This window comes from Blautia sp. SC05B48 (genome assembly GCF_005848555.1).
Taxonomy (GTDB): domain Bacteria; phylum Bacillota; class Clostridia; order Lachnospirales; family Lachnospiraceae; genus Blautia_A.
Map to the genome: position 1 here is coordinate 2058662 of NZ_CP040518.1, position 24238 is coordinate 2082899.

Below are 24238 nucleotides of genomic sequence, written 5' to 3' on the forward strand. Positions count from 1 at the left end.
AGGCCCTTTTAGGAGTGGAATACTTGAATGAGATCGATGAGATCATCGTGACCGGAGGCAGGCCGCTGCATGGAAGCGTCCGGATCCAGGGGTCAAAAAATGCGGCACTTCCGGTTATGGCAGCAGCACTCTTAAGCACCGGGACCAGTGTACTGCGGGGATGCCCGAGAATCAGTGATGTATATTTGATGGAAAAGATCCTGAAATATCTGGGGGCAGAAACCTGGTGGGAAGGTCAAGATCTTTATCTGGACTGTAGCCATGCGGACGGCACCATGATACCGGAGTGTTATTCCGGAAAAATGCGTTCTTCCGTGATCTTAATGGGAGCAATGCTGGGGCGGAGCAAAAAGGCACAGACAGGATATCCCGGAGGCTGTGTGATCGGAAAGCGGCCGGTGGATCTTCATATCCAGGTTTTGCGCCGCCTTGGGGCAGCTGTGGTGGAAAACAGCGGGATGATCCGGGCATCCTGTGGAAAACTCCGAGGTGCAGAGATGTTTTTTCAAAAAAGAAGTGTAGGCGCTACAGAACAGGGCATTCTGGCAGCGGTTCTTGCAGAGGGGAAAACAGTTCTTAACGGCTGTGCCTGTGAACCGGAAATTTATTGGCTTTGCCATTATCTTACCGGAATGGGGGCAAAGATCCGGATTCGTGAAAAAGGCTGTATCTGTATTGAAGGAGTGGAGAAGCTTGAAGCCGGCGATGACTGCATTCCACCAGACCGTATTGTCGCCGGAACCTATCTTATGGCAGCGGCGGCAACCAGAGGAGAGATCATCCTGGAAAATCCGCCTCTGGAGGAAATGGGTGGAATCCTGGATGTATATCGGAAAATGGGTGGACAATGCCGCCGGGTAGGTGGTAAACTAATAGTCAACGGAAAAAATACAGGTTTTCCCCTGGAGCTTCTGGAAACAGAAGTTTATCCGGGATTTCCTACAGACCTGCAGTCTCCTGCGATGGCGGTACTGGCCACGATCCCGGGAGTGAGCAGGATCCGCGAGAAGATTTTTGAAGACAGATATAAAACAGCTTCATGGCTCTGTAAAATGGGAGCACAGATTCAGATCCGAGATGGAGTTGCTGTGATATACGGAGGGCAGCCTCTGACCGGTTGTACTGTGGAAGCAGAGGAGCTTCGCGGTGGTGCGGCACTTGTGATCGCAGCACTTGCCGCACAGGGGATTACCAGGATTCGGGGCTGTTGTTTCATAGAAAGAGGCTATGAACATATCTGTGAGGATCTGACCGCACTGGGCGGTCTGCTGATAAAGGACAGAGGAACTTTATGAAAACATCAAAAAAAAAGTCACTGAAAGCAGTTGGCGTACTTCTTGTCCTGCTGCTGGCAGGAATTATTTTCTTTTTTACGTATTATCAGGTAGATGAAGTGCAGGTGATGGGCAGCAGCCATTATTCTGAAAAACAGATCAGGAAGATGGTACTCAGGGGACCGCTGGCATCCAATTCTGTTTTTGCACCGCTTCTTTATACTAAGCAGAACACAAAAGATGTTCCTTTTGTAGAAGGTTATACCGTAACAAGGCTGAACCGGCACACCATCTGTGTCAGTGTGAAGGAGAAGGATATCGTTGGTTGTATCCCTTATCTGGACAGTTATATTTATTTTGACAGAAACGGTATTTTTGTGGAAGGATCCACGGAACGTGACGAAAAAATCCCGTTTTTTGACGGGATCAAAGTCAAAAAAGTGATCCAGAACGAGAAACTCCCCATCAAGGATGAAACAGTGATGAACACGGCAGTTGCTCTTTCTACTATTTTTGCAAAAAATGATAAGGTTCCGGATCACATTGAATTTGAAGATGACGGACAGATCAGTCTTGTTTACGGGGATATCACGGTTAAACTTGGAAAGGATGAATATCTGGAAGACAAAATGACCAGAGTTCTGGCTATCCTTCCGATGATTTCCGGAAAAAAAGGAATTCTCCATGCAGAAAATGTAAATGATAATTCCAAGAACATTACCCTGGAGCAGGAACAGGATGAGAGCCAGACTTCCGCAGAAAACTGGACCGGTGGCTATGATGAGGAGGGAAATTATACCGGAGAAGGCGAATATGACGAAAATGGTAACTATGTAGGACCGAAACCGCAGACGGATCTGGAGTATGCGCAGGAAAACTGGGTGGGTGGTTATGATGAAGAGGGAGATTACACAGGCAGTGGTGAGTACGATGCCAACATGACCTATGTAGGCGAAGCCCCCACAGAAGAAACCATGGCAGAAAAAGGAAACTGGAAGGGCGGTTACCGGGAAGACGGCGGCTATGACGGAGTCAGTGAATATGACCGTGATGGCAATTACGTAGGCACTCTGGAGGATTATCAGGCCTCGGCAGAAAGCTCCGGAGACGGAACAGATTCCGAAGATCCAGATGCTCAGAGTACGGATACCGAAGATCCGGAAAATGAAGAAGATTCTTCAGACAGCAGCCTGGACAGCATCGGGAAAGAGGCTGATTACAGCAGTGATCTGGGAGACGGGTCTGAGGATTATGATGAAAATACGTACAGCGATTACAGTGATGAGTACGATTATGAGTAAAGATAAAAAAAGCTTTCTTAATGTATAGTACCGGTATTTGGGCATTTTGCCAGAGATTGTTTTGTAAATGTTTCGGTTAATAGAAACAGTGCCGAAATTTAGTGAAAAAAGTATAAAAAAACAAAATTAATGGTTGATTAATTACCGAAAAAAATATATGATATAACTATGTGTATATGTAGCTTGGAATAGATTATTACACTGAATCGGATATCAGGTAGAAATAAAGGAGGAAGTACATTGTTAGAGATAATGACGAATGAGGCTGAGTCTTCTGCGAAAATTATTGTAATTGGAGTAGGTGGCGCAGGTAATAATGCGGTAAACAGAATGGTGGAAGAGGCCATTGGCGGAGTTGAGTTTGTAGGTGTTAATACCGATAAACAGGCTCTGACACTGTGTAAAGCTCCGACTGTACTTCAGATTGGTGAGAAAATTACGAAAGGTCTCGGCGCCGGCGCACAGCCGGAGGTTGGACAGAAGGCAGCTGAGGAGAGCATTGAGGAAGTTAAGAAGATCATCGAGGGAGCGGACATGGTTTTCGTTACCTGTGGTATGGGAGGCGGAACCGGAACCGGAGCTGCTCCTGTGATTGCCGGTGCGGCAAAAGAGATGGGTATCCTGACTGTCGGTGTTGTTACCAAGCCTTTCCGTTTTGAAGCAAAGACCCGTATGAACAATGCACTTGCGGGAATCGAGAATCTGAAGAAAGCAGTTGACACTTTGATTGTCATCCCCAATGACAAGTTACTTGAGATCGTTGACAGAAGAACAACCATGCCGGAAGCACTGCGTAAGGCTGATGAAGTTCTTCAGCAGGCAGTACAGGGTATCACAGACCTGATCAATCTGCCGGCTCTTATCAACCTTGACTTTGCAGATGTGCAGACAGTCATGACAGACAAGGGAATCGCTCACATCGGTATCGGTGAGGCAAGAGGCGATGACAAGGCTATGGAGGCTGTACAGCAGGCGGTATCTTCTCCGCTTCTTGAGACAACCATCAAGGGCGCTACTCATGTGATCATCAACATTTCCGGAGATATTTCTCTTATGGATGCCAACGATGCTGCAAGCTATGTACAGGAGCTTACAGGTGAGGAGGCAAACATCATCTTTGGTGCTATGTATGATGATTCTGTTGCAGATTATGCAAGAATTACAGTTATTGCTACAGGTCTTACAGACAATAACCTTCAGAACACACCATTTGGAAACAGAGCTTCCAATTCTGTATTTGGAAACACCAAAAAAACAAGCCAGTCACAGCCAGGTGGTATGAACCTTAACATGCCAAGCTTCAGCCTGCCGACTATGAATTCCACACAGTTTGGAACAAAGGCTCCTACAAGCACTGTTCAGAAAAAGGACATCCAGATCCCGGATTTTCTTAAGAACAGATAATAAATGAACATGATAAGATCCGGCAGAGGTTCCATCTGGAACGTTGCCGGATCTTTTTGACTCTTCGATCAAAAGAAACAGGAATGACTGCTCTGTATGGAAACAGGAGTTCCGTTCAGGATATCAGCATTCGCAGTGAAAAGTATCACATTTTGTATCACAGCAGCGATGAGCATTGGCACCGGATACATTGATGGAAGCTGCGGTGCATTTGCAGTGCTCATTGTAGGTACAGTTGTGTGCTTTGCAGTCGATGTTAACGGTCTCACACCCATAGCAGGGATCTGCGGCATTTTTTACAGAACCTTCTTCCTGAGCACGAAAGCTTTCACAGGCGGTATCATCTGCATAACGTGCATCTGCTCCTTCAACATTGATGGCTCCCCGGGAACAGAGAGAATTTTTGTTATAGTAGCAGTTGTGTGCGGAACATTTAAGATTTGTCATAAAAGTGTCCTCCTGATAATTATGATTTTACCGGAAACTGTCAGCCTGCCGGAATGCGCACCCTGTCTGATCGTCAGCACTGCGATAAAGCCTGACAGATTCCGATGTTGCATAGTATGTCCGAAAGAAGAAAAAATCATACTCAAAAAAATACATAATAATATAAAAAAACAGTTGACAAATAGCAGACACCATGGTATCCTCTTAAAGTACGTAGCGAAAAGAAAGCAGAGTTCACTCTCACCTCAGCGCTGAAGATAAGCGGCTCAGGTCAATATTGCACAGTACTGCGAACGGATCAACCATCGGTGCGCAGGTGTAATTGTTTGAAGTGTGGACATCTGTCTGCGCTTTTTTTGTGCGGCTTTAGCTACATTAATGAGAAAAAAATAATTCTATCATGTTCATGGAGGTGTACAACAATTAGCGGTTTAATGATTAACGAACAGATCAGAGACAGAGAGGTACGCTTGATTGGTCCGGACGGAGCTCAGCTTGGAATCGTGTCCGCCAGAGAAGCGATGGCGAAAGCGCAGGAGGCAGGACTTGACCTTGTAAAGATTGCCCCACAGGCGAAACCGCCGGTATGCAAGATCATCGATTACGGTAAATACCGTTACGAGCTTGCAAGAAAAGAAAAAGAGGCCAGAAAAAAGCAGAAAACCATCGATGTCAAAGAAGTGCGTCTTTCCCCGAACATTGATACGAATGATTTGAAGACGAAGGTAAATGCAGCAAGAAAGTTCCTTAGCAAGGGTGACAGAGTTAAGGTTACACTTCGTTTCCGCGGAAGAGAGATGGCACACATGGCCAGCAGTAAGCATGTGCTTGACGACTTCGCAGATCTTCTGTCCGATATAGCGACTGTAGAGAAGGCTCCGAAGATAGAAGGCAGAAGCATGACTATGTTTCTGACTGAGAAACGGTAGATATCTCAGTCTTCACGGCAACAGCCGGGCAGAACGGGATGCTATATAAAATTTAGAAGTACCAAATCAAGGAGGAATTCATAATGCCAAAAATTAAAACTTGCAGAGCAGCAGCAAAGCGCTTTAAAAAAACAGGTACAGGAAAATTAGTAAGAAATAAAGCCTACAAGAGCCATATCCTTACAAAGAAATCTCAGAAGAGAAAGAGAAATCTGAGAAAATCTACTGTTGTTGATTCTACTAACGTAAAGAGCATGAAGAAAGTATTACCATATTTATAAGATAGAGAAGACGAACAGGAGGAGAATTAAGAAATGGCAAGAATTAAAGGCGGATTAAACGCAAAGAAAAGACATAACCGTACATTAAAACTGGCAAAAGGCTACAGAGGAGCCCGTTCCAAACAGTATAGAGTAGCTAAACAGTCTGTAATGAGAGCTCTTACAAGCTCCTATGCAGGAAGAAAGCAGAAGAAACGTCAGTTCAGACAGCTCTGGATCGCTCGTATCAACGCAGCAGCAAGAATGAACGGACTTTCCTACAGCAAAATGATGCACGGCCTTAAAGTTGCAAACATCGACATCAACAGAAAGATGCTTGCAGAGATGGCAGTTAACGATGCAGCAGGCTTCACAGCACTTGCTGAGATCGCTAAGAAAGCAATCGCATAAGTAAAGTATTAAGAGACGAAGAAGTCCAGGGAGTTTTCCCTGGATTTTTTTTGCGAAAAAATTCAGACAATTTGCCGAAAAACAACACAAGCTGTACAGCGGACAAGTGTCCGTGTTGTGCAATCAGACGAAAAACAGCAGATAACAAAATTTGTCCTTGAAATAAAAAATATGCGATGCTATAATTTTACCATTAAACATTAGTAACGCGACAAAGCGCAGGAGGAGAGATTATTATGAAGAATTGGAAGAAAGTAATCGGCGTTGCATCAGCAGCAGCGATGACAGCAGCTATGATGATGCCTGCATCAGTTTTTGCGGCAGATGATGAGACATTTAAGATCGGTGTGATCGGACCGATGACAGGTGATTACGCACAGTACGGTACCAACGTATACAACGCAGCCAAGATCGCAGCTGATGAGATCAACGAGAACGGTGGATTCAACGGATATAAAGTAGAGATTCTTGACGCAGGTGATGACCAGGGAGATCCGGAGAAGGCTGTTAACGCATACAATGACCTGATCGATAAAGGAATGCAGATGCTCTGTGGAACTGTAACATCCGGTTCCTGTATCGCAGTAGGAGCTGAGGCAGCTGAGGATACATTCCTCTTCACACCATCCGCAACAGCACTTGACTGTATCACAGCAGGAACAAACGAGTTCCGTATGTGCTTCACAGACCCGGCACAGGGAACAAAATCTGCTCAGTACATTTCCGAGCACAAACTTGCAACGAAAGTAGCAGTACTTTATGATTCTGCTGCTGACTACAACTCCGGTGTACATGACGCATTCGTTGCAGCAGCTGCTGATGACGGACTTGAAGTAGTTGCAGATGAGGCTTACACAACAGACAGCAACACAGACTATTCTGTACAGCTTGCAAAGATCAAGAAGAGCGGCGCTGAGCTTCTTTTCCTTCCGAACTACTATTCCGACAATGCGCTGATCCTTCAGCAGGCATCTGAGGCAGGAATGGATATTAAATTCTTCGGTGTAGACGGTATGGATGGTATCCTTAACGTAGAGAACTTTGATAAATCCCTTGCAGAGGGCGTTATGCTCCTGACACCATTCTCAGCAACATCCACAGATGAGAAGAGCCAGAACTTCGTAAAAGCATACGGCGATGCTCACAACGGTGAGATCCCGAACCAGTTTGCGGCAGATACATATGATGTACTTTACGCAATGCAGCTTGCAGCTGACGATGCAAAGATCACACCAGATATGGAAAATGCAGACATCAGTGCAGCAATGAGCGCATCCATGGCAAACATCGAGCTTGACGGACTTACCGGAAAAGCAAAATGGACCGAGGATGGTGAGTGTGATAAAGAGCCGAAAGCATTCGAGATCAAAGACGGTGCTTATGTAGAGATGAAATAAGTAATTTCTGTTAACGTTAGGGGTCAGGGGACGGTCACCTTTAGTGGGAACCGTCCCCTTTTTCCCTTATCAATAAACTATCAAAAGAGGTGCGTTATGAGTTTTATATCTTATTTAAAAGACGGCATCAGTCTTGGCAGTATCTATGCGATCATCGCACTTGGATATACCATGGTTTATGGTATCGCCAAGATGCTGAACTTCGCACACGGAGATGTTATCATGGTAGGAGCTTATATCATTCTTACCTGTATCACAAGAGGCGGTATGTCACCGATTCTTGCAGTGATTCTTTCCGTTGTGATCTGTACACTGCTTGGTGTTGTCATTGAGAAGGTAGCTTACAGTCCGCTTAGAAAAGCTTCCTCAAACCTGGCCGTTCTGATTACGGCTATCGGTGTCAGTTATCTGCTTCAGAACCTGGCACTTCTGATCTTTGGCGCAGATGCCAAGAGTTTCGTAGCTGTTATCAAAGTTCCGTCCATCACACTGTTTGACGGTGAGCTTACCATCAAGGGAATCACCATCGTAACCATCCTTGCATGTATCATCATCATGGTGGGACTTTCCCTCTTTGTAAAAAAGACAAAACCTGGCCGTGCCATGCAGGCGGTTTCCGAGGACAGAGATGCGGCACAGCTGATGGGTGTTAATGTAAATGCGACAATTTCCCTTACATTTGCCATCGGTTCCGGACTTGCGGCAATTGCCGGACTTCTGCTCTGCCAGACTTATCCAACACTGACTCCGTATACAGGAGCTATGCCTGGTATCAAGGCATTCGTAGCAGCCGTATTCGGTGGAATCGGTTCTATTCCGGGAGCTATGGTCGGTGGTATCCTTCTGGGAATCATCGAGATCTTCGGAAAAGCTTATATTTCTTCCCAGGTTGCAGATGCGATCGTATTTGCAGTCCTGATCGTCGTGCTTCTTGTAAAACCTACCGGACTGTTCGGCAAGAACATCCAGGAGAAAGTGTAAGGTGGCCGATATGAAGAATATGAAGAACAAAACAACAAAAAATAACATGATCAACTATGGAATCGTCATTGTACTTTTTGTCATTGTGCAGGCGCTTTCCTCGACGGGAAATCTTTCCAGACTGCTTATGGGACTTCTGGTTCCTCTTTGTGTTTATACCATCGCATCCGTTTCGTTGAATCTGGTAGTTGGTTTTTCCGGTGAGCTGAGTCTTGGACATGCAGGCTTTATGTGCGTGGGAGCCTTTTCCAGCGCCCTGTTTTCTCAGGTGGCTGCAGATTCTATCCCGCAGGTTCCGCGCTTTATCCTTGCGATCCTTGTAGGTGCGGCAGTTGCAGCCCTGTTCGGTGTGATCATCGGTATCCCTGTACTTCGTCTCCGCGGGGATTATCTTGCCATCGTTACACTGGCATTCGGTGAGATCATCAAGAACCTGATCAACGTGCTTTATATTGGTGTGGATGACAAGGGTATTCATGTTGCAACCAGTGCGGCAGGTCTTCATCTGGAAGCCGGCGGAAAGCAGATCCTCAAGGGTGCCCTTGGTATTTCCGGAACAGCAACCCTTTATAAAGATATCAAGAGTTACTTTTTCCTGATCGGTGTGCTCCTGCTCCTTCTGACTCTGTTTATTGTACAGAACCTGGTAAATTCCAGAAGTGGTCGTGCAATTATGTCAACCAGAGATAACCGTATCGCAGCAGAATCCGTAGGAATCAATATCACCAGATACAAACTGCTTGCATTTACAATTTCCGCAGCCCTTGCGGGAGTGGCAGGCGTGCTGTATGCACATAATCTTTCTCTTCTGAAGGTATCTGTATTTGATTACAACATGTCCATCCTGGTACTGGTATATGTGGTACTTGGCGGGATCGGAAATATCAGAGGATCGATCATCGCAACCATTATCCTTTATGCGCTGCCTGAGCTTCTCCGCGGATTTGCAAACTACCGTATGCTGATCTATGCCATCGTGCTGATCATCATGATGCTCTTTAACTGGGCACCGGCAGCAAGAGACTGGAGAGCACGTATGGTAGAGAAATTCAAAGGCAAAAAAGAGAAAAAGGAGGTGGCCTGATCATGGCAATGCTGGAAGTAAATAATCTGTCTATCCAGTTCGGCGGTCTTCGTGCTGTTGACGGCTTTAATATGACCATTGAGAAGGGACAGCTCTATGGACTGATCGGACCTAACGGTGCCGGTAAGACAACAGTATTCAATCTTCTCACAGGCGTGTATAAGCCTACAGAGGGAATCATTAAACTTGACGGCCAGGACATCACAGGAAAAAGCACCATTGAGATCAACAAGGCCGGAATCGCAAGAACTTTCCAGAATATCCGTCTTTTCAAGGATATGCCGGTTCTTGACAATGTAAAAGTAGGACTTCACAATCATCATCCATATTCCACACTGACCGGGATCTTAAGACTGCCGAAATATTATAAGGTAGAAAAAGAGATGAATGAACGTGCAATGGAGATACTGAGGGTGTTTGATCTGGATAAGGAAGCAGATACTCTGGCAGGAAACCTGCCTTATGGTAAACAGCGTAAGCTGGAGATCGCCAGAGCTCTTGCCACAGAGCCGAAGCTTCTTCTCCTGGATGAGCCGGCGGCTGGTATGAACCCGAATGAGACACAGGAGCTGATGGATACTATCCGTTTTGTGCGGGAGCATTTTGATATGACTGTTCTTCTGATCGAGCACGACATGAAACTGGTGGGCGGTATCTGTGAGGAACTTACAGTTCTGAACTTCGGTCAGGTACTGATCCAGGGTGAGACATCTGCAGTGCTGAAAGACCCGACGGTTATCACTGCATATCTGGGAGAATAAGGAGGAACGAGACAATGGCAATGTTGGAAGTAAAGGACCTCCAGGTCTATTATGGTGTGATCCAGGCTCTGAAGGGAATTTCTTTTCATGTAAATCAGGGAGAGGTTATTGCGCTGATCGGTGCCAATGGCGCCGGAAAGACAACCACACTTCAGACACTTACCGGAATTCTTTCTCCGAAGTCCGGAAGCATTGTGTTTGAGGGAAAAGACCTCACAAGAACACCGGCTCATAAGATCGTAGAGATGGGTATGGCGCATGTTCCGGAGGGAAGACGTGTATTTGCGGATATGTCCGTTTATGAGAATCTTCTCCTTGGAGCCTATACAAGAAAGGACAAGGCAGAGATCGCAGAGAGTCTTGCAAGTGTATACAAGAGATTTCCGCGTCTGGAAGAACGTAAAGGACAGCGTGCCGGAACACTTTCCGGTGGTGAGCAGCAGATGCTTGCCATGGGACGTGCACTGATGAGCAGACCAAGGATCATTTTGATGGATGAGCCGTCCATGGGTCTGTCACCGATCTTTGTAAATGAGATTTTTGACATTATCCGTGAGGTGAGCGAGAGCGGAACTACGGTACTTCTTGTTGAGCAGAATGCAAAGAAGGCACTTTCCATTGCAGATCGTGCCTATGTTCTGGAAACAGGAAGCATCACTATGGATGGAAAGGCTGAGGATCTTCTGAACGATGAGGCTGTTCAGAAGGCATATCTTGGAGAGTAGGGGGAAAGACATGGATAATTTCGTAATTACCATTGCAAGACAGTATGGAAGCGGCGGACGTACCATCGGAGAGGAGCTTGCAAAGAAATTAGGGATTTCTTACTATGATAAGGATATCATCCGCATGGCATCTGAGGAGAGCGGCATTCATGAGCAGCTTTTTGGAAGGGCAGATGAAAATGTCAGCACAAAGCAGAGATTTTTTGCAAAGTCCGGAATCTACAAGGGTGAGCTGATCCCACCTCAGAGCAAGGATTTCACATCAGATGAGAACCTGTTTAATTATCAGGCAAAGGTGATCCGGCAGCTGGCAGAAACAGAGTCCTGTGTGATCATCGGACGTTGTGCAAATATGATCCTGAAAGACTATTCCAATGTTCTCCGTGTGTTTGTTTACGGAGACTGGGATTTCCGTATCCGCGAGGCAAGCAAGAAGCTCAGCGGAACCACAAAGGACATTGAGAAATTCATGCATAAAGATGACAAACGCAAAGAAGATTTCTGCAAACGATTCATGGGTGTTGACTGGACAGACATGACGAAATACAATCTGTGCCTGGATAACGGTACCCTTGGCTATGAGAAATGCGTGGAGGAGATCGAGAGTGCACTTGAGATCCTGAAGAAATAAAAAGAAATTGCAGAGAATATTCCCCGGGGAAAGAACGATAAGAAGTCTTTTCCTGGGGATTTTTTCATATATTGTGGAAAAGTATGTTTGATCCGGCGGGAGATATGGATAAGGGAAAAAAATATTTCCGGGCAGTGACAGTGGCAGTACTGCTGGTCGTACTCAGTGGATATGGGAAAATTTCAGACCGTACGTTTCGGATGCAGATGGCCAGAATGATCGCCGGTGAGGGAATGCTCCGGCTGGTGGAAGCACAGTACGGACAAAAAGCAGCAGAACCCGTGGCCAAGACGATATCTGACAGGAGTGAAACGGAGGACCGTCCCAGGGCCGCACTCACCTTTGATGACGGACCGCATGCAACATATACACCTCTGCTTCTGGATGGCCTGCGGAAGCGTGGAATCCATGCCACATTTTTTCTTATGGGAAAAAATATCCGGGGAAATGAGGAGATCGTAACGCAGATGCAGAGAGACGGCCATCTCATCGGTAATCACACGTATGATCACGTGCAGCTTGATAAGCTTCCAGGTGATCAGGCCTGCCAGCAGATCATAAAGACGAATAATGAGATCTACGAGATCACCGGAGAGTATCCCATGTATCTTCGCCCGCCCTACGGTGCCTGGCCGAAGGATCTGGAGCTCTGCGTGACCATGCTGCCGGTATTCTGGGATGTGGATACCCTGGACTGGAAATCAAAAAATGTCCGTTCTGTGGAAAATATCGTAAAAAGACAAGTGAAGGATGGCTCCATTATCCTGATGCATGACAGCTTTTCTACCTCTGTGGAAGCAGCCCTGGAGATCGCGGATATGCTTACGGAAGAAGGATATGACCTGGTAACTGCAGACCAACTGCTTGTAATGTAACTGTGATCTGCCGAAAAGGCAGAAACGATTGCTTTTTTATGTGCAAACAGGTAAAATTATAAAAATAAGGAATCTGTCCGTATGCCGGATACAGATCTATGAAAAGAATACGGATCGTGAATATCCGCTTTTTACAGAAAATACAGGAGTGAAAACAATGGATTTATTTGAATACGCAAAGTCAAAAACGCTGGATCAGGAATCGCCCCTTGCATCCAGGCTGCGTCCGCGAACGCTGGATGAGGTGGTGGGGCAGCAGCACATTGTAGGAAAAGATAAATTGCTGTATCGTGCTATAAAGGCGGATAAGCTGACATCTGTTATCTTTTATGGCCCTCCGGGAACCGGAAAGACCACCCTGGCAAAAGTCATCGCCAATACCACAAGCGCCAGCTTTACCCAGATCAATGCAACCGTAGCAGGGAAGAAAGATATGGAAGCAGTTGTAAAGCAGGCACAGGACGATCTCGGCATGTATGGAAAAAAGACCATTCTGTTCATTGATGAGATCCACCGTTTCAACAAGGGACAGCAGGATTATCTTCTTCCTTTTGTTGAGGACGGAACCATCATTCTTATCGGGGCCACAACAGAGAATCCATATTTTGAGGTAAACGGAGCGCTTCTTTCAAGATCGATCATCTTTGAACTGAAGTCCCTGGAGATACCGGAAATAAAGGAACTGATCCTGCGTGCGGTTAACGATCCGGAACGTGGAATGGGAAGCTATGGGGCGGTGATCGACGAGGATGCTCTGGAATTTCTGGCAGATATGGCAGGAGGAGACGCCAGAAGCGCTTTAAACGCCATAGAACTGGGAATCCTCACCACGCCTCGGGATACAGACGGTAAGATCCATCTGACCCTTGAGGTGGCTTCTGAGTGTATCCAGAAGCGTGTGGTGCGCTACGATAAGAACGGGGACAATCATTATGATATCATTTCTGCCTTTATCAAGAGCATGCGAGGCTCCGACCCGGATGCGGCAGTCTATTATCTGGCAAAAATGCTCTATGCAGGAGAAGATGTGAAATTTATCGCAAGAAGGATCATGATCCTTGCTTCCGAAGATATCGGAAACGCAGATCCCCAGGCCCTCTGCGTGGCAACGGCAGCAGCACAGGCAGTGGAACGTGTGGGAATGCCGGAGTCCCAGATCATTCTTTCCCAGGCAGTTACCTATATGGCCTGTGCACCCAAGAGCAATTCTGCAGTAAATGCCATACAGGAAGCCATGCGCTGCGTGAAGGCGAAGAAGACAACCGTTCCGGTGCATCTGCAGGATGCCCATTATGGTGGCCACGAAAGTCTGGGTCATGGTATCGGATATAAATATGCCCATGATTATCCGAACCACTATGTAAAACAGCAGTATATGCCATCAGAAATCGAAGGAGAACATTTTTACGAGCTCAGTGATATGGGATATGAAAAGAAACTGAAAGAGCATATGAAGAAGATCCACGAAGAAGCGAAATAAATGAATATAAGTAAAACGGAGGAGCCTCTCAGAGAAGCTCCTCCATTATTTTGTCATAAACATTCTGGTATTTATAAGGCCAGCTTTCACATACAGACTGTGCAGCAGCAAGATTTGGCACATTGATGCTGAGATCAACGATGCTGACGCCGCTTTCGATGATCCGCAGACGTACCGAGTAGCTACCCTCTTTGGTGGGATAGTAATCTGCAGGAGTCAGGAGATGTTCTTCGATCTTGCAGTGGAGGGAATTGAGATATTCTTCCACTTCTTTCTTGATGTCAGAGGAAAGTTCTTTGGAAAAATATTTCAGAGTGTTTTTTCCCTCGGAGGTCAGTCGATAGTAACTGCGGTTGGACTGTGAAGACATTTCCACCAGATCTGCCTCCACAAGTTCGGAAACTGCCTGCTGGAGCTGAAAATAATTGGTGTATTTCCGGTCCAGGATAAAATCGGTGATCTGGGAATTTGTGAGATCCCCATCGGAATTCTGCAGCATATATAAAATAATAAGCTTATAGGTTGTAAAAGGTGATGCCATAAGAATCCTCCTTTTTACTGGCTGCGGGAAAGGGCTTCGAGAGCTTTTCCCTGAAAACTTGCTCTTTCTTTCATCCGGTGATGAAGAAGGTTTAAAACTTCTCGTTTGCGGCTGGCCCATAAAGGTGCGATCAGCAGATCCTTCGGTCCATCGCCGGTGACCCGGTGGATCACGATATCCGGTCTGAGATGTTCCAGACAGTCAATGACAAGGTTCAGATACTCGTCCCGTTCATAAGTGCGGAAAAGACCGGCTTCATGATCAGCGGCAAGATCTGTACCACGCAGTACATGAAGAAGCTGCAGCTTGATCCCCTGGATATCCATGGCGTTCAGATAAGCCATTGTTTCCAGGATATCCTTCCGGCTTTCACCGGGAAGCCCCAGGATGGTGTGGACGATCACTTCGATGCCGCCTGCGCGGAGATTTTTTACTGCGGTATCAAAACAGGACAGTGGATAGCCGCGCCGTATATATCTGGCGGTATCTTCATGGATAGTCTGGAGTCCCAGCTCCACCCACACCGGTTTGATCTGGTTCAGGGAATAAAGAAGATCCAGTACATCATCTCCCAGACAGTCCGGTCTGGTACCAATGGACAGTGCCACGATATCCGGATGGGAGATGGCTTCTGTGAAGATCTTACGCAGGTGTTCCACAGGAGCATATGTGTTTGTATATGCCTGAAAATAGGCGATATATTTATGGATCGGGCGTTTGGAAGAGAGACTTTTGATCTGTGTGTTGATCTGCTCTGTAATGGAAAGAGCGGCGTTTGCTGCAAAATCTCCGCTTCCGCCCTGGCTGCAGAAGATGCAGCCTTTTTTGCCCAGGGTGCCGTCACGGTTGGGACAGGACATGCCGCCGTTTAATGCAACCCGGTAGACCTTTTCGCCGTATCGCTCCCGGAGCATATAGTCCAGAGAATGATAAGGCTTGTCGTTCCAGCGCTTCATTATGCCTCTTTCGGTTCGTTTTTCTCTTCGCCGTTTTCTTCGTTTTCATCTTTCGGTATATAGTTATCGAAGATCTTTACAAAGATCTTCGATTTCCAGTACGCCAGCGTAGAAAATCCCATCAGAATAAAAAGCATGATCAGGATGGATGTAAACCGTGCGTAGCTCACATAAGCAAAAAGCCACATCAGTAGGAGTGGGGACGCAGAGATCACAAGCATCAAAAGTGTCAGCGGAAGATGGCGGACGGACATCAGGAATGCATTTACAAAGGTATTCTTGACGGAATTAAAAAATTTGGAAAGGATCGGATAAATGTACAGAAGGATCATCGCATAGATCAGTGCAAATGCAATGAACAGACTGAAAAGTCCTTTGTACATAGCTCCGCTTCCGACTCTGGCGATCCGAAGATCGATAAACAGAACAGCAGCGGTGAGGAGCATGATGATATTGATGATGGTCGCCTGTTTGAAGTTCTGTTTGAAGGAGTGGAAAAAGCTGCGGGCAATATAGGATTCCTCGTCTCTTGCCATCTTTAGTGTGACATAGTAGAGAGCTGTTATGGAGGCGCCTGCGGTGACAACCGGAATGCAGCAGAGGATGCACAGAAAATTCAGAAGAAGCAGGTCTGCTACGCGTCCCATGAACACGAAGAATTTGTTGTCCATGTTGAAAAAACGATTCATTTGATAAGTCTCCTTTTCTTTTGGATATTATTTTAAGTATACCCAATCACAGCAGAAAAAGCAAATCCCAAATGTTTTCCGGGGCAGTGGAAATGGGAAAATCATGTGTCCGCCATAGAAAGACAAAAAAGAGAAATAGTTTATTAAATTTTCCTAAAAGGCTTGCTTATCACGATTTAGAGTGTTAAAATATCAGTATTGTATTAGACGAAATTCATGTATTTTAAAGGAGCGTAACAATGAGCAAAAAAATCAGGACGGAGGCTGTGGATCATCTTTTTGAAGCGATCCTGTGCCTGAAGGACAAGGAAGAGTGTTATACATTTTTTGAGGATGTGTGCACCATCAATGAGCTGCTTTCTTTATCTCAGCGCTTCGAGGTAGCCAAGATGCTTACTGATAAGCGTACATACCTTGATATTTCCGAGAAAACAGGAGCTTCCACAGCTACGATCAGCCGTGTGAACCGTTCCCTGAACTATGGAAATGATGGTTATGAGATGGTATTTGCACGTATGAAGAAGGATAACGGGGAGCAGGGCGGCGAAGCAGAATAAGGCTTACGTCCATACCGTGATGATAACGGATAATGCTGTAACGAAAAAGAGACAGGCGATCGTGCGTCTGTCTCTTTTTTTTCGGTGCGCCCGGCGACGCACGTTTATGACCGGATGTGAGCTCCGGATATTATTTGTCTTTTTTTGAGGAATCCGTATCTTTTGAGGAATTCATGTGGTCGATCATGTTTTCGATGATCATTTTTTTCATGTATACGTCGAAGCTAAGAAGACAGATAAAGGAAAACTGGTGAAGGAATTCCTTATCCTCCGGGTCGGCGTCCTCAAAAATTTCTCCGGCACTTTTGAAACGGCGCATAAGATCCTTTTCCAGGTAACGGATCTGTGACTGCTCCATACTGAAAACCTCCTGGTAGATGTAAGTCATGTCCTTTTCTGTAACGGACTTGAAGTATTTCTCGGTGATCGGTCCCAGAAGGGTCTGGATATCACTGATGGAGAGGATATTCTTAAAATAGTAGATAAAGATCAGCATCAGCAGATGCTCCCGGGAATAGCGCTTCTTTTCCGGCGGGGGAAGGAGCTTGTTCTTTGCGTAATTGTTGATCATGGTCTTGGTCAGGATCTTGTCATCATGATGACGCTTGGTGGAAGCGAGATTATCTTCCATAAAGGTTGTGACCTGATCCATGTAAAGAGCAATATTGGGAATTTCATCGGGTTTTATATAATCAAGCTCAGCAATTTTTGCAAAAATGCTGTTCATCATTTCTTTTTCGTTTTCTGTCATCGCATTATCACCTCTGCTCCTTATTATATAGTTTTAAATACTACTTGTAAAGAAACTTTTTTTCAGAGAGGTGGGTTTACCGGAAAGTAAAGTCATGATAGTATATAAAGATACTGTTCATATGGAAAAAGAAATGGAGATCAAAATGAGTATACATGATGCTTTGGACACATTGAATCCTATGCAGCGGGAAGCTGCCGTACATACAGAGGGACCACTTCTGATCCTTGCAGGAGCCGGTTCCGGAAAAACAAGAGTGCTGACCCACAGGATCGCCTATTTAATGGAAGAAAAGGGTGTAAACCCATGGAATATCCTGGCGATCACCTTTACCAACAAGGCCGCCAGTGAGATGCGGGAACGTGTGAATAAAATTGCGGGAATGGGTGCGGAGAGCGTATGGGTCTCCACCTTCCATTCCGCCTGCGTGAGGATCCTGCGCAGACATATTGAGGTGCTGGGCTTTGGCAGTAATTTTACCATTTATGATGCCGACGACCAGAAAACAGTCATGAAGGAAATCTTCCGGAAGTTTGATATCAATACCAAGATCTACAAGGAACGCGCTGTTCTTGCTGAGATTTCCCATGCCAAGGATGAACTGATCACACCGGAAGAGATGGAGCTGAATGCAGGCGGCGATCCGGATGCACGGAAGATTGCCGGTATGTATAAGGAATATCAGTCTATCCTCCGGGGAAACAATGCGCTGGATTTTGATGACCTGATCGTGAAGACTGTGGAGCTTTTTCAGCATAATCCAGATATCCTGGACTATTATCAGGAACGTTTCAAATATATTATGGTGGATGAGTATCAGGATACCAATACTGCCCAGTTTAAATTTGTAAGTCTTCTTGCTGAGAAATACAAGAATCTCTGTGTGGTTGGTGATGATGATCAGTCCATCTATCGTTTTCGTGGAGCAAATATCGGGAATATCTTAGGCTTTGAGAAGGTTTTTCCTGAGGCTAAGGTGGTGCGCCTGGAACAGAATTACCGTTCTACCCAGAACATCCTCAATGCAGCCAATGAGGTGATCGTCAACAACACAGAGCGTAAGGAAAAACGCCTCTGGACAGAGAACGAAGAGGGCGATAAAGTACATTTCCGTCAGTTCAACAACGGATTTGAGGAAGCGGAGTATGTTGCAGGAGAGATCATCCAGGGGCGCCGCAACGGGAAATTCCAGTACAAGGACTGTGCAGTACTTTATCGGACCAATGCCCAGTCTCGTCTCTTTGAGGAGAAATTTCTCCTGGCAAATGTTCCTTATAAGATTGTCGGCGGCGTGAACTTTTATGCCCGCAAAGAGATCAAGGATCTGTTAAGCTATCTGAAGACCATTGACAATGCCAGTGATGATCTGGCTGTGCGCAGGATCTTAAATGTGCCAAAAAGAGGAATCGGACTCACCAGCATCGGCCGTGTCCAGGACTATGCGGATATGATGAACCTGAGCTTTTACGATGCGCTCCGCGTGGTGGAGGAAGTACCGTCCATTGGCAGGGCAGCAGGAAAGATCAATGATTTTGTATCCTTTATCCAAGGACTGAAAAGTAAGGCAGAGGCCTATACAGTCCGTGAAACCCTGGAAGAGGTCATTGAACTTACCGGTTATGTGAAGGAACTGGAGGCAGAGAAAACGGAGGAGGCTCAGGCGAGGATCGAAAATATCGACGAGCTGATCTCCAAGACAGAATCCTTCCAGGAAGCCATGGAGGAGGCCGGACAGCCGGCAACACTTTCTGCATTTCTGGAGGAGATCGCACTGGTGGCAGATATCGATTCTGTTGATCCGGATCAGGATTATGTGCTGCTGATGACTCTTCACAGTGCCAAGGGACTGGAGTTCCCAAATGTATTTATCGTGGGAATGGAGGACGGTGTTTTTCCGGGATATGCTTCCATCTGGTCCGGTGATCCGTCGGATATCGAGGAGGAGCGAAGGCTCTGTTATGTGGGGATCACCCGTGCCATGAAGGAACTGACTTTAACCTGTGCAAAACAGCGGATGATCCGTGGGGAGACTCAGTATAACCGTGTGTCACGTTTTGTAAGGGAGGTTCCACGGGAGCTGGTAGATCTTGGACATACCATTCAGGAGAAAAAGCCCAGAGTAGATGATATCGTATCTCCGAAAAGCGCCTATGCCCAGATGAAAATGAATTTCCAGGCAAAGAGCACCCTGCAGAAAAAAGATTTCACAGTGAAGAAGGCGGACAGCCTGGACTATGGTGAGGGAGACACGGTCCGTCATGTGAAATTCGGAGTCGGTATCGTAAAAAATATCGCAGACGGCGGCAGAGACTACGAAGTGACGGTAGACTTTGACAAAGTCGGCGTGAAAAAAATGTTCGCCGGTTTTGCCAAGCTGAAAAAGATCTGAGAGGGATCTCTCCGGGCAGACTATTTCTGCAAAAAACTGTAAAAATCCGGCCTCAAGGTTGTAATTGGAAAACCGGTATGTTAGAATCAGTATCAGCGTAATTGAATTGCTGTGAAGTGAACAGTATCACCGGCACATATGCTGCCGGATACTGTGAGGAGGGAATCGGGTAAAAAGCCTGAGCGGTTGCGGCCACTGTATACAGAAGAAGGGATTTCACATGCCATTGCAGAAACTCATGTGAGAAGGCGAAATCCCGATGTCAGAGAGATTCTGGAGAAAATTCTGATACATCATTCATGATCGGCTAAAAGATGAATGGTGTATCAGTTTTTATTTTGCGGAGTTTTTTCTGAGTCTGTAAGTCAGGAAACCTGCTTGACAGTATGTAAGTGGGAGCTTCCGTACAAAGTGTTCCGTGCAGATTTTATGAAGCCCCATCTTTTCGGTTACCCATAGGCAACAGGAGATAAAACAGGCGAAAAGAGAGGAAATGAAATGAAAAACAAGTATGTATCCACAAGAATCATGGCAATGGTAATGGCAGCGGCAATGACCGTATCAGCAGCTCCGGCTGTTTATGCCGCAGAGAGAGCAGACTCCGAGACCATCAAGGAAGACAACCAGCCGGCAGCAGAAGACAGTACAGAGTCTGCAGACATCGAAGATTCTTCCGCAGAGGCAACCAAGACAGAATATCCTCTGACCATCACAACCTATGATTACGATGGAAACGAAATCGAAACCACTTATGAAAAAGCACCGGAAAAAGTCCTTGCTGTATATCAGGGAAGCATTGAGACTATGCTCGCACTTGGTCTGGAAGACCACCTGGTAGCTACCGCAGGTCTTGATAATGAAGTTCCGGAAGATCTCAAAGAAGCATTCTCAAAAACAAATTATCTTGACGAATTTACCCCATCCCTTGAAACTGTAACAATGCTGGAGCCGGACATGATCTTATCCTGGAGCTCTCTTTTCTCTGATAAGAATCTGGGAAATGTAACAGACTGGATCGACAAAGGCTGCAACACCTACTACAACACCAATACTCGTCCGGACGGCGACAGAACACTGGAAAATGAATTCACAGATATCTTAAATATCGGAAAGATCTTCGATGTACAGGACAAAGCACAGGCTATCGTTGATGATGCAAAAGCAGTGATCGACAAAACTCTTACTGCAACTGCAGATGTAAAAGACAAACCAAGCGTAATGGTATTGGAGCCTCTTGGAGATGACATCACAAACTATGGCGTAAAGAGCCTTGGCGGAGATATGGTAACACAGTTAGGCGCAACTCTTGCAAACCCGGATGCTTCCACCGTTGGAAAAGAGGATATCATCGCAGCCAACCCTGACGTGATCTTTGTGGTTTACATGCCATATGCAGGAGATGATCCGGAAACTGTTAAGAACAGCCAGCTTGCAGTGATCCAGGATGATGAGTCCCTGAAGAGCCTTGACGCAGTAAAGAACGGACGTGTTTACCCGATCATGCTCAGTGAGATGTATGCAAGTGCAACACGTACCCAGGACGGAATCGAAACTTTTGCAAAGGGATTATATCCGGACGTAAATCTTGACTGATCGGAGAAAATGCAGTGAAAGAAACAGCTTCACAGAGAAAAAAAGATAAGGTGCTCAGAACATCCATGTATGTGGCAGTTCTCATCGGACTTGCAGGATTCCTTATTTTTTCCATACTTGCAGCCATCACTTTTGGAAATGCGGATCTGTCACTGAAGGATGTATACAGCGTTATCGCTTATAAATTGTTTCATATAAAAAGTCTGTCCGCCTATGCGGAAGGCGCAGTTCATGATGTTGTGTGGCTGATCCGGCTGCCTAGAGTCCTTCTGGCTCTGGCAGTTGGAATGGCTCTTTCCGTGTGCGGCGTGGTGATGCAGGCTATCGTGCAGAACCCGCTGGCAGACCCGTATGTGCTGGGTATCTCATCTGGTGCATCTCTGGGTGCCACACTGGCCATCATGCTTGGAATCGGAAGCTTTCTTGGTGGAAACTCTGTGGGAATCACAGCTTTCATTGGCGCGATGATCACTTCTTTTGCGGTGATCGCCATTGCAAACATGGGTGGAAAGGCAACTTCCGCAAAACTGATCCTTGCGGGAATGGCGGTCAGCGCAGTCTGTTCTGCTTTTTCCAATTTTGTCATTTATATTACCAATGACAAAAATGCGGCAACAGAAGTTATGAAGTGGAGCATGGGAAGTCTTGCCGGAGCAAGCTGGACCAGAGTGGGTGTAATGCTTCCGGTCACGCTGGTGTGCGTGGCTGTTTTCTGGACGCAGTACCGGAACCTGAATCTGATGCTTCTGGGAGATGACGTATCCATTACCCTTGGAACAGATCTGCACAGACTGCGGACTTTTTATCTGATCGTTGCTTCTGTTATGATCGGATTTGCCGTGTACTGTGCCGGTGTGATCGGATTTGTGGGACTGGTGATCCCTCATGTGGTCCGGATCCTTTTTGGAACAGATCACAGAAAACTGCTCCCCTTAAGTGCGCTTCTTGGTGCATCGTTTCTGATCTGGTGCGATGTGGCATGTCGTGTGATCCTTAAAAATTCCGAGATGCCCATCGGTGTGCTGGTATCCATTATCGGTGCTCCCTGCTTTATTTATCTGCTTGTGCGGAAATCCTATGGATTCGGAGGTGCCCGGTAATGAAGATCACCACAGAAAATATTCAGGTTGGCTTTCACGCCAGACAGATCCTGAAGGGAATCTCCATGGAATCCCAGGATAAGGAACTGGTAGGAATCATCGGACCAAACGGAAGCGGAAAATCCACTTTGCTGAAATGCATTTACCGTATTCTGAAACCAGACGCAGGAGCCGTGTATCTGGACGGCGAGGAGCTTCATTCCATGAGTGTTCGAAGTTCTGCGAAAAAAATGGCCGTGGTGGCACAGCACAATTATTATAATTTTGATTTTACGGTCCGCGAGGTGGTTCTTATGGGGCGTGCGCCTCATAAAAAGACTCTGGAACGGGACAATGCAAAAGATTACCAGATCGTGGATGAAGCGCTGAAAACCGTACAGATGGAGGCGTTTGCAGACCGTACCTTTTCCACTCTTTCCGGAGGAGAGCAGCAGAGGGTGATCCTGGCAAGAGCACTTGCCCAGCAGACCTCTGCACTGATTCTGGATGAGCCTACCAATCATCTGGACATTACCCACCAGATCATGCTGATGGAGCTGGTGAAAAAACTTAATGTAACCGTGATCTCCGCTATTCACGATCTGAATATTGCAGCAGCATACTGTGATAAGATCTATGTACTGAAGGACGGAGTTCTGGAAGGTTACGGAACGCCGGAAGAAGTCCTGACCCCGGAGCTGATCCGCAGGATCTATAAAGTAGAAGCGGAGATCGTTTACGACAGCCGCGGAAAGATGCATATTTTGTTTTTATGATTCTGGCTGTGAGGCGGGATGCATAGAGGGAAAAAGATGAAAAAGATCGGGATTTTGACATGCCTTAATTCCAATGATGTGTGTACCAGGGCAGGATGTCTGTCTGCATTTCGGGAAAGAAGAGATTTTTTTTCCGGCTATCCGGAAGATACGATTCTGGCAGCTGTGATGACATGCAACGGATGCAAAGAAACCAATGCAAAAGAACCTGCTGAAGATGAGGGGATTTTGGAAAAGGCAGACCGGCTGGTCAGTGAAAAGATCAGCGTCATCCATGTCGGGGTATGCCGTCTGAATGAGGAAAAAAAGGAATGTCCGCGGATAACACAGATCTGCGGTCTGATAGAAGAACGCGGGATCAAAGTGATCCGAGGAACCCATAAAGAATAAGAGAAAACCGCCGTATCTTTCCGGAAATGCCGGAAATACGGCGATTTTTTTACAGAATGTTTCTGCGAAAATTTGTGTAAGTTCTGGTAAAACCAGACATATGGTGGTATAATAAGAACATTAAAAAAAGGCTCGGGTGCAGCGACCTCAAAAAACGCTGCGCTGCAGATTTACTGACAGACAGTACAGCCGAACAGAAAGAAAGGATGGTGCAGTGTTATGAATTTAAATACAACAAAGCTTGAAGAACTGCTTGCAACACTGAAGAAAAAAGAAGAAGAGAAAGATAAGAACACAGTCCTTTGGGTACTGGCGATCATCGGCGCAGTTGCAGCTGTTGCAGGAATCGCATTTGCAGTATATCGTTTCTTCGCTCCGGATTACCTGGAAGATTTTGAAGAAGATTTTGATGATGACTTCGATGATTATTTCGAGGATGAGGAAGAGTAAGAACTTTCACTGCAGAGGCTGTTTTGAACAGATCAGAATGGTTGTCTGTTATGTATGAATATGAGAAGCGGATAATTGAAGCCCCGGCGCGATACCGGGGCTTGATT

The 24238-nt window shown here is 46.1% G+C and carries 26 protein-coding genes and 1 riboswitch; of the genes, 21 read left to right on the forward strand and 5 right to left on the reverse strand.

Annotated features, from left to right (window positions below):
• Positions 1-14: 14 nt before the first annotated feature.
• The 3 genes from murA (at position 15) to ftsZ (ending at position 3979) form a co-directional block, all read left to right on the forward strand.
• A complete protein-coding gene (gene murA / locus EYS05_RS09440; RefSeq protein ID WP_243119076.1) occupies positions 15-1295 on the forward strand; it encodes a UDP-N-acetylglucosamine 1-carboxyvinyltransferase in 1281 nt (426 codons plus the stop codon).
• Positions 1292-2575: a cell division protein FtsQ/DivIB gene (locus EYS05_RS09445; protein WP_118512552.1), complete on the forward strand. Its 1284-nt coding sequence runs from the start codon at positions 1292-1294 to the stop codon at positions 2573-2575. Before murA ends, EYS05_RS09445 begins: the two co-directional genes overlap by 4 nt.
• A 252-nt stretch (positions 2576-2827) precedes the next feature.
• The gene (gene ftsZ / locus EYS05_RS09450) at positions 2828-3979 is read left to right on the forward strand and encodes a cell division protein FtsZ (protein ID WP_118368794.1); all 1152 of its coding nucleotides are present in this window, start codon (positions 2828-2830) and stop codon (positions 3977-3979) included.
• 123 nt (positions 3980-4102) lie between these two features.
• Here the strand turns inward: ftsZ and EYS05_RS09455 are convergent, their stop codons facing one another.
• The gene (locus EYS05_RS09455; protein ID WP_118512551.1) at positions 4103-4426 is read right to left on the reverse strand and encodes a DUF1540 domain-containing protein; all 324 of its coding nucleotides are present in this window, start codon (positions 4424-4426) and stop codon (positions 4103-4105) included.
• Between the two features lie 434 nt (positions 4427-4860).
• On the opposite strand from EYS05_RS09455, the gene infC reads away from it, so the two are divergent.
• From infC to EYS05_RS09510, 11 genes are all read left to right on the forward strand, one after another.
• The gene (infC, locus tag EYS05_RS09460; protein WP_118368792.1) at positions 4861-5355 is read left to right on the forward strand and encodes a translation initiation factor IF-3; all 495 of its coding nucleotides are present in this window, start codon (positions 4861-4863) and stop codon (positions 5353-5355) included.
• 83 nt (positions 5356-5438) lie between these two features.
• Positions 5439-5636 (forward strand): 50S ribosomal protein L35, encoded by a 198-nt coding sequence (rpmI, locus tag EYS05_RS09465; RefSeq protein WP_021651646.1) that lies wholly within the window; start codon positions 5439-5441, stop codon positions 5634-5636.
• Between the two features lie 33 nt (positions 5637-5669).
• Complete coding sequence (rplT, locus tag EYS05_RS09470) at positions 5670-6026, forward strand: 50S ribosomal protein L20 (protein ID WP_015526090.1); 357 nt, start codon at positions 5670-5672, stop codon at positions 6024-6026.
• Between the two features lie 236 nt (positions 6027-6262).
• Positions 6263-7423 carry an ABC transporter substrate-binding protein gene (locus tag EYS05_RS09475; RefSeq protein WP_138277075.1) on the forward strand — a complete coding sequence of 387 codons (1161 nt, stop codon included), beginning with the start codon at positions 6263-6265 and terminating at the stop codon, positions 7421-7423.
• Between the two features lie 96 nt (positions 7424-7519).
• Positions 7520-8404 (forward strand): branched-chain amino acid ABC transporter permease, encoded by an 885-nt coding sequence (locus tag EYS05_RS09480; RefSeq protein WP_015526088.1) that lies wholly within the window; start codon positions 7520-7522, stop codon positions 8402-8404.
• 10 nt (positions 8405-8414) lie between these two features.
• Complete coding sequence (locus tag EYS05_RS09485; RefSeq protein ID WP_174235843.1) at positions 8415-9488, forward strand: branched-chain amino acid ABC transporter permease; 1074 nt, start codon at positions 8415-8417, stop codon at positions 9486-9488.
• A gap of 2 nt (positions 9489-9490) precedes the next feature.
• Positions 9491-10249, forward strand: a complete 759-nt coding sequence (locus EYS05_RS09490) for an ABC transporter ATP-binding protein (RefSeq protein WP_021651650.1) — start codon at positions 9491-9493, stop codon at positions 10247-10249.
• A 14-nt stretch (positions 10250-10263) separates the two neighbouring features.
• A complete protein-coding gene (locus EYS05_RS09495) occupies positions 10264-10974 on the forward strand; it encodes an ABC transporter ATP-binding protein (protein WP_092071187.1) in 711 nt (236 codons plus the stop codon).
• A 10-nt stretch (positions 10975-10984) separates the two neighbouring features.
• The gene (locus EYS05_RS09500; RefSeq protein WP_118512547.1) at positions 10985-11605 is read left to right on the forward strand and encodes a cytidylate kinase-like family protein; all 621 of its coding nucleotides are present in this window, start codon (positions 10985-10987) and stop codon (positions 11603-11605) included.
• A 104-nt stretch (positions 11606-11709) separates the two neighbouring features.
• Positions 11710-12480 carry a polysaccharide deacetylase family protein gene (locus EYS05_RS09505; protein ID WP_243119078.1) on the forward strand — a complete coding sequence of 257 codons (771 nt, stop codon included), beginning with the start codon at positions 11710-11712 and terminating at the stop codon, positions 12478-12480.
• Positions 12481-12637: 157 nt separating this feature from the next.
• The gene (locus EYS05_RS09510) at positions 12638-13960 is read left to right on the forward strand and encodes a replication-associated recombination protein A (protein WP_138277077.1); all 1323 of its coding nucleotides are present in this window, start codon (positions 12638-12640) and stop codon (positions 13958-13960) included.
• A gap of 28 nt (positions 13961-13988) precedes the next feature.
• Here EYS05_RS09510 and EYS05_RS09515 read toward each other — a convergent pair whose 3' ends face one another.
• Genes EYS05_RS09515 through EYS05_RS09525 form a run of 3 tightly spaced genes read right to left on the reverse strand, consistent with a single transcriptional unit; the run spans position 13989 to position 16146 of the window.
• Complete coding sequence (locus EYS05_RS09515; protein WP_059086750.1) at positions 13989-14501, reverse strand: DUF4364 family protein; 513 nt, start codon at positions 14499-14501, stop codon at positions 13989-13991.
• Between the two features lie 14 nt (positions 14502-14515).
• Complete coding sequence (locus EYS05_RS09520; protein ID WP_015526081.1) at positions 14516-15457, reverse strand: TIGR01212 family radical SAM protein; 942 nt, start codon at positions 15455-15457, stop codon at positions 14516-14518.
• Positions 15457-16146, reverse strand: a complete 690-nt coding sequence (locus EYS05_RS09525; RefSeq protein ID WP_110102929.1) for a YesL family protein — start codon at positions 16144-16146, stop codon at positions 15457-15459. Before EYS05_RS09525 ends, EYS05_RS09520 begins: the two co-directional genes overlap by 1 nt.
• 239 nt (positions 16147-16385) lie before the next feature.
• On the opposite strand from EYS05_RS09525, the gene EYS05_RS09530 reads away from it, so the two are divergent.
• The gene (locus EYS05_RS09530) at positions 16386-16703 is read left to right on the forward strand and encodes a YerC/YecD family TrpR-related protein (protein ID WP_015526079.1); all 318 of its coding nucleotides are present in this window, start codon (positions 16386-16388) and stop codon (positions 16701-16703) included.
• A 130-nt stretch (positions 16704-16833) separates the two neighbouring features.
• Here the strand turns inward: EYS05_RS09530 and EYS05_RS09535 are convergent, their stop codons facing one another.
• Complete coding sequence (locus EYS05_RS09535; protein WP_015526078.1) at positions 16834-17454, reverse strand: DUF1836 domain-containing protein; 621 nt, start codon at positions 17452-17454, stop codon at positions 16834-16836.
• A gap of 145 nt (positions 17455-17599) precedes the next feature.
• Here EYS05_RS09535 and pcrA point away from each other — a divergent pair, with 145 nt between their 5' ends.
• The 6 genes from pcrA to EYS05_RS09565 all read left to right on the forward strand — a co-directional run bounded on the left by pcrA (position 17600) and on the right by EYS05_RS09565 (position 24131).
• The gene (gene pcrA / locus EYS05_RS09540; protein WP_044961576.1) at positions 17600-19843 is read left to right on the forward strand and encodes a DNA helicase PcrA; all 2244 of its coding nucleotides are present in this window, start codon (positions 17600-17602) and stop codon (positions 19841-19843) included.
• Positions 19844-19944: 101 nt separating this feature from the next.
• A riboswitch (cobalamin riboswitch) is annotated at positions 19945-20235 on the forward strand.
• A 106-nt stretch (positions 20236-20341) separates the two neighbouring features.
• Positions 20342-21436, forward strand: coding sequence for an ABC transporter substrate-binding protein (locus tag EYS05_RS09545; protein WP_015526076.1), 1095 nt, complete (start codon positions 20342-20344; stop codon positions 21434-21436).
• A 14-nt stretch (positions 21437-21450) separates the two neighbouring features.
• On the forward strand, positions 21451-22536 hold the full coding sequence (locus EYS05_RS09550; protein WP_227574163.1) for a FecCD family ABC transporter permease: 1086 nt from the start codon (positions 21451-21453) through the stop codon (positions 22534-22536).
• Complete coding sequence (locus EYS05_RS09555; RefSeq protein WP_021651662.1) at positions 22536-23291, forward strand: ABC transporter ATP-binding protein; 756 nt, start codon at positions 22536-22538, stop codon at positions 23289-23291. The genes EYS05_RS09550 and EYS05_RS09555 overlap by 1 nt, the downstream gene beginning before the upstream one ends.
• A gap of 36 nt (positions 23292-23327) precedes the next feature.
• A complete protein-coding gene (locus EYS05_RS09560) occupies positions 23328-23681 on the forward strand; it encodes a CGGC domain-containing protein (protein WP_044961569.1) in 354 nt (117 codons plus the stop codon).
• A gap of 219 nt (positions 23682-23900) precedes the next feature.
• Positions 23901-24131, forward strand: coding sequence for a hypothetical protein (locus EYS05_RS09565; protein ID WP_015526073.1), 231 nt, complete (start codon positions 23901-23903; stop codon positions 24129-24131).
• Positions 24132-24238 lie beyond the last annotated feature (107 nt).

Bases quoted from the DNA above. Each gene is read 5' to 3' on its own strand.
- EYS05_RS09500 (WP_118512547.1), top strand. From the start codon at position 10,985: ATGGATAATTTCGTAATTACCATTGCAAGACAGTATGGAAGCGGCGGA.
- EYS05_RS09495 (WP_092071187.1), top strand. From the start codon at position 10,264: ATGGCAATGTTGGAAGTAAAGGACCTCCAGGTCTATTATGGTGTGATC.
- EYS05_RS09490 (WP_021651650.1), top strand. From the start codon at position 9,491: ATGGCAATGCTGGAAGTAAATAATCTGTCTATCCAGTTCGGCGGTCTT.
- EYS05_RS09485 (WP_174235843.1), top strand. From the start codon at position 8,415: ATGAAGAATATGAAGAACAAAACAACAAAAAATAACATGATCAACTAT.
- EYS05_RS09510 (WP_138277077.1), top strand. From the start codon at position 12,638: ATGGATTTATTTGAATACGCAAAGTCAAAAACGCTGGATCAGGAATCG.
- EYS05_RS09445 (WP_118512552.1), top strand. From the start codon at position 1,292: ATGAAAACATCAAAAAAAAAGTCACTGAAAGCAGTTGGCGTACTTCTT.
- EYS05_RS09505 (WP_243119078.1), top strand. From the start codon at position 11,710: ATGGATAAGGGAAAAAAATATTTCCGGGCAGTGACAGTGGCAGTACTG.
- EYS05_RS09545 (WP_015526076.1), top strand. From the start codon at position 20,342: ATGAAAAACAAGTATGTATCCACAAGAATCATGGCAATGGTAATGGCA.
- EYS05_RS09530 (WP_015526079.1), top strand. From the start codon at position 16,386: ATGAGCAAAAAAATCAGGACGGAGGCTGTGGATCATCTTTTTGAAGCG.
- EYS05_RS09475 (WP_138277075.1), top strand. From the start codon at position 6,263: ATGAAGAATTGGAAGAAAGTAATCGGCGTTGCATCAGCAGCAGCGATG.
- EYS05_RS09480 (WP_015526088.1), top strand. From the start codon at position 7,520: ATGAGTTTTATATCTTATTTAAAAGACGGCATCAGTCTTGGCAGTATC.
- EYS05_RS09560 (WP_044961569.1), top strand. From the start codon at position 23,328: ATGAAAAAGATCGGGATTTTGACATGCCTTAATTCCAATGATGTGTGT.
- rpmI (WP_021651646.1), top strand. From the start codon at position 5,439: ATGCCAAAAATTAAAACTTGCAGAGCAGCAGCAAAGCGCTTTAAAAAA.
- EYS05_RS09565 (WP_015526073.1), top strand. From the start codon at position 23,901: ATGAATTTAAATACAACAAAGCTTGAAGAACTGCTTGCAACACTGAAG.
- EYS05_RS09525 (WP_110102929.1), bottom strand. From the start codon at position 16,146: ATGAATCGTTTTTTCAACATGGACAACAAATTCTTCGTGTTCATGGGA.
- infC (WP_118368792.1), top strand. From the start codon at position 4,861: ATGATTAACGAACAGATCAGAGACAGAGAGGTACGCTTGATTGGTCCG.
- EYS05_RS09455 (WP_118512551.1), bottom strand. From the start codon at position 4,426: ATGACAAATCTTAAATGTTCCGCACACAACTGCTACTATAACAAAAAT.
- EYS05_RS09535 (WP_015526078.1), bottom strand. From the start codon at position 17,454: ATGACAGAAAACGAAAAAGAAATGATGAACAGCATTTTTGCAAAAATT.
- EYS05_RS09555 (WP_021651662.1), top strand. From the start codon at position 22,536: ATGAAGATCACCACAGAAAATATTCAGGTTGGCTTTCACGCCAGACAG.
- rplT (WP_015526090.1), top strand. From the start codon at position 5,670: ATGGCAAGAATTAAAGGCGGATTAAACGCAAAGAAAAGACATAACCGT.
- EYS05_RS09515 (WP_059086750.1), bottom strand. From the start codon at position 14,501: ATGGCATCACCTTTTACAACCTATAAGCTTATTATTTTATATATGCTG.
- pcrA (WP_044961576.1), top strand. From the start codon at position 17,600: ATGAGTATACATGATGCTTTGGACACATTGAATCCTATGCAGCGGGAA.
- EYS05_RS09520 (WP_015526081.1), bottom strand. From the start codon at position 15,457: ATGAAGCGCTGGAACGACAAGCCTTATCATTCTCTGGACTATATGCTC.
- ftsZ (WP_118368794.1), top strand. From the start codon at position 2,828: ATGACGAATGAGGCTGAGTCTTCTGCGAAAATTATTGTAATTGGAGTA.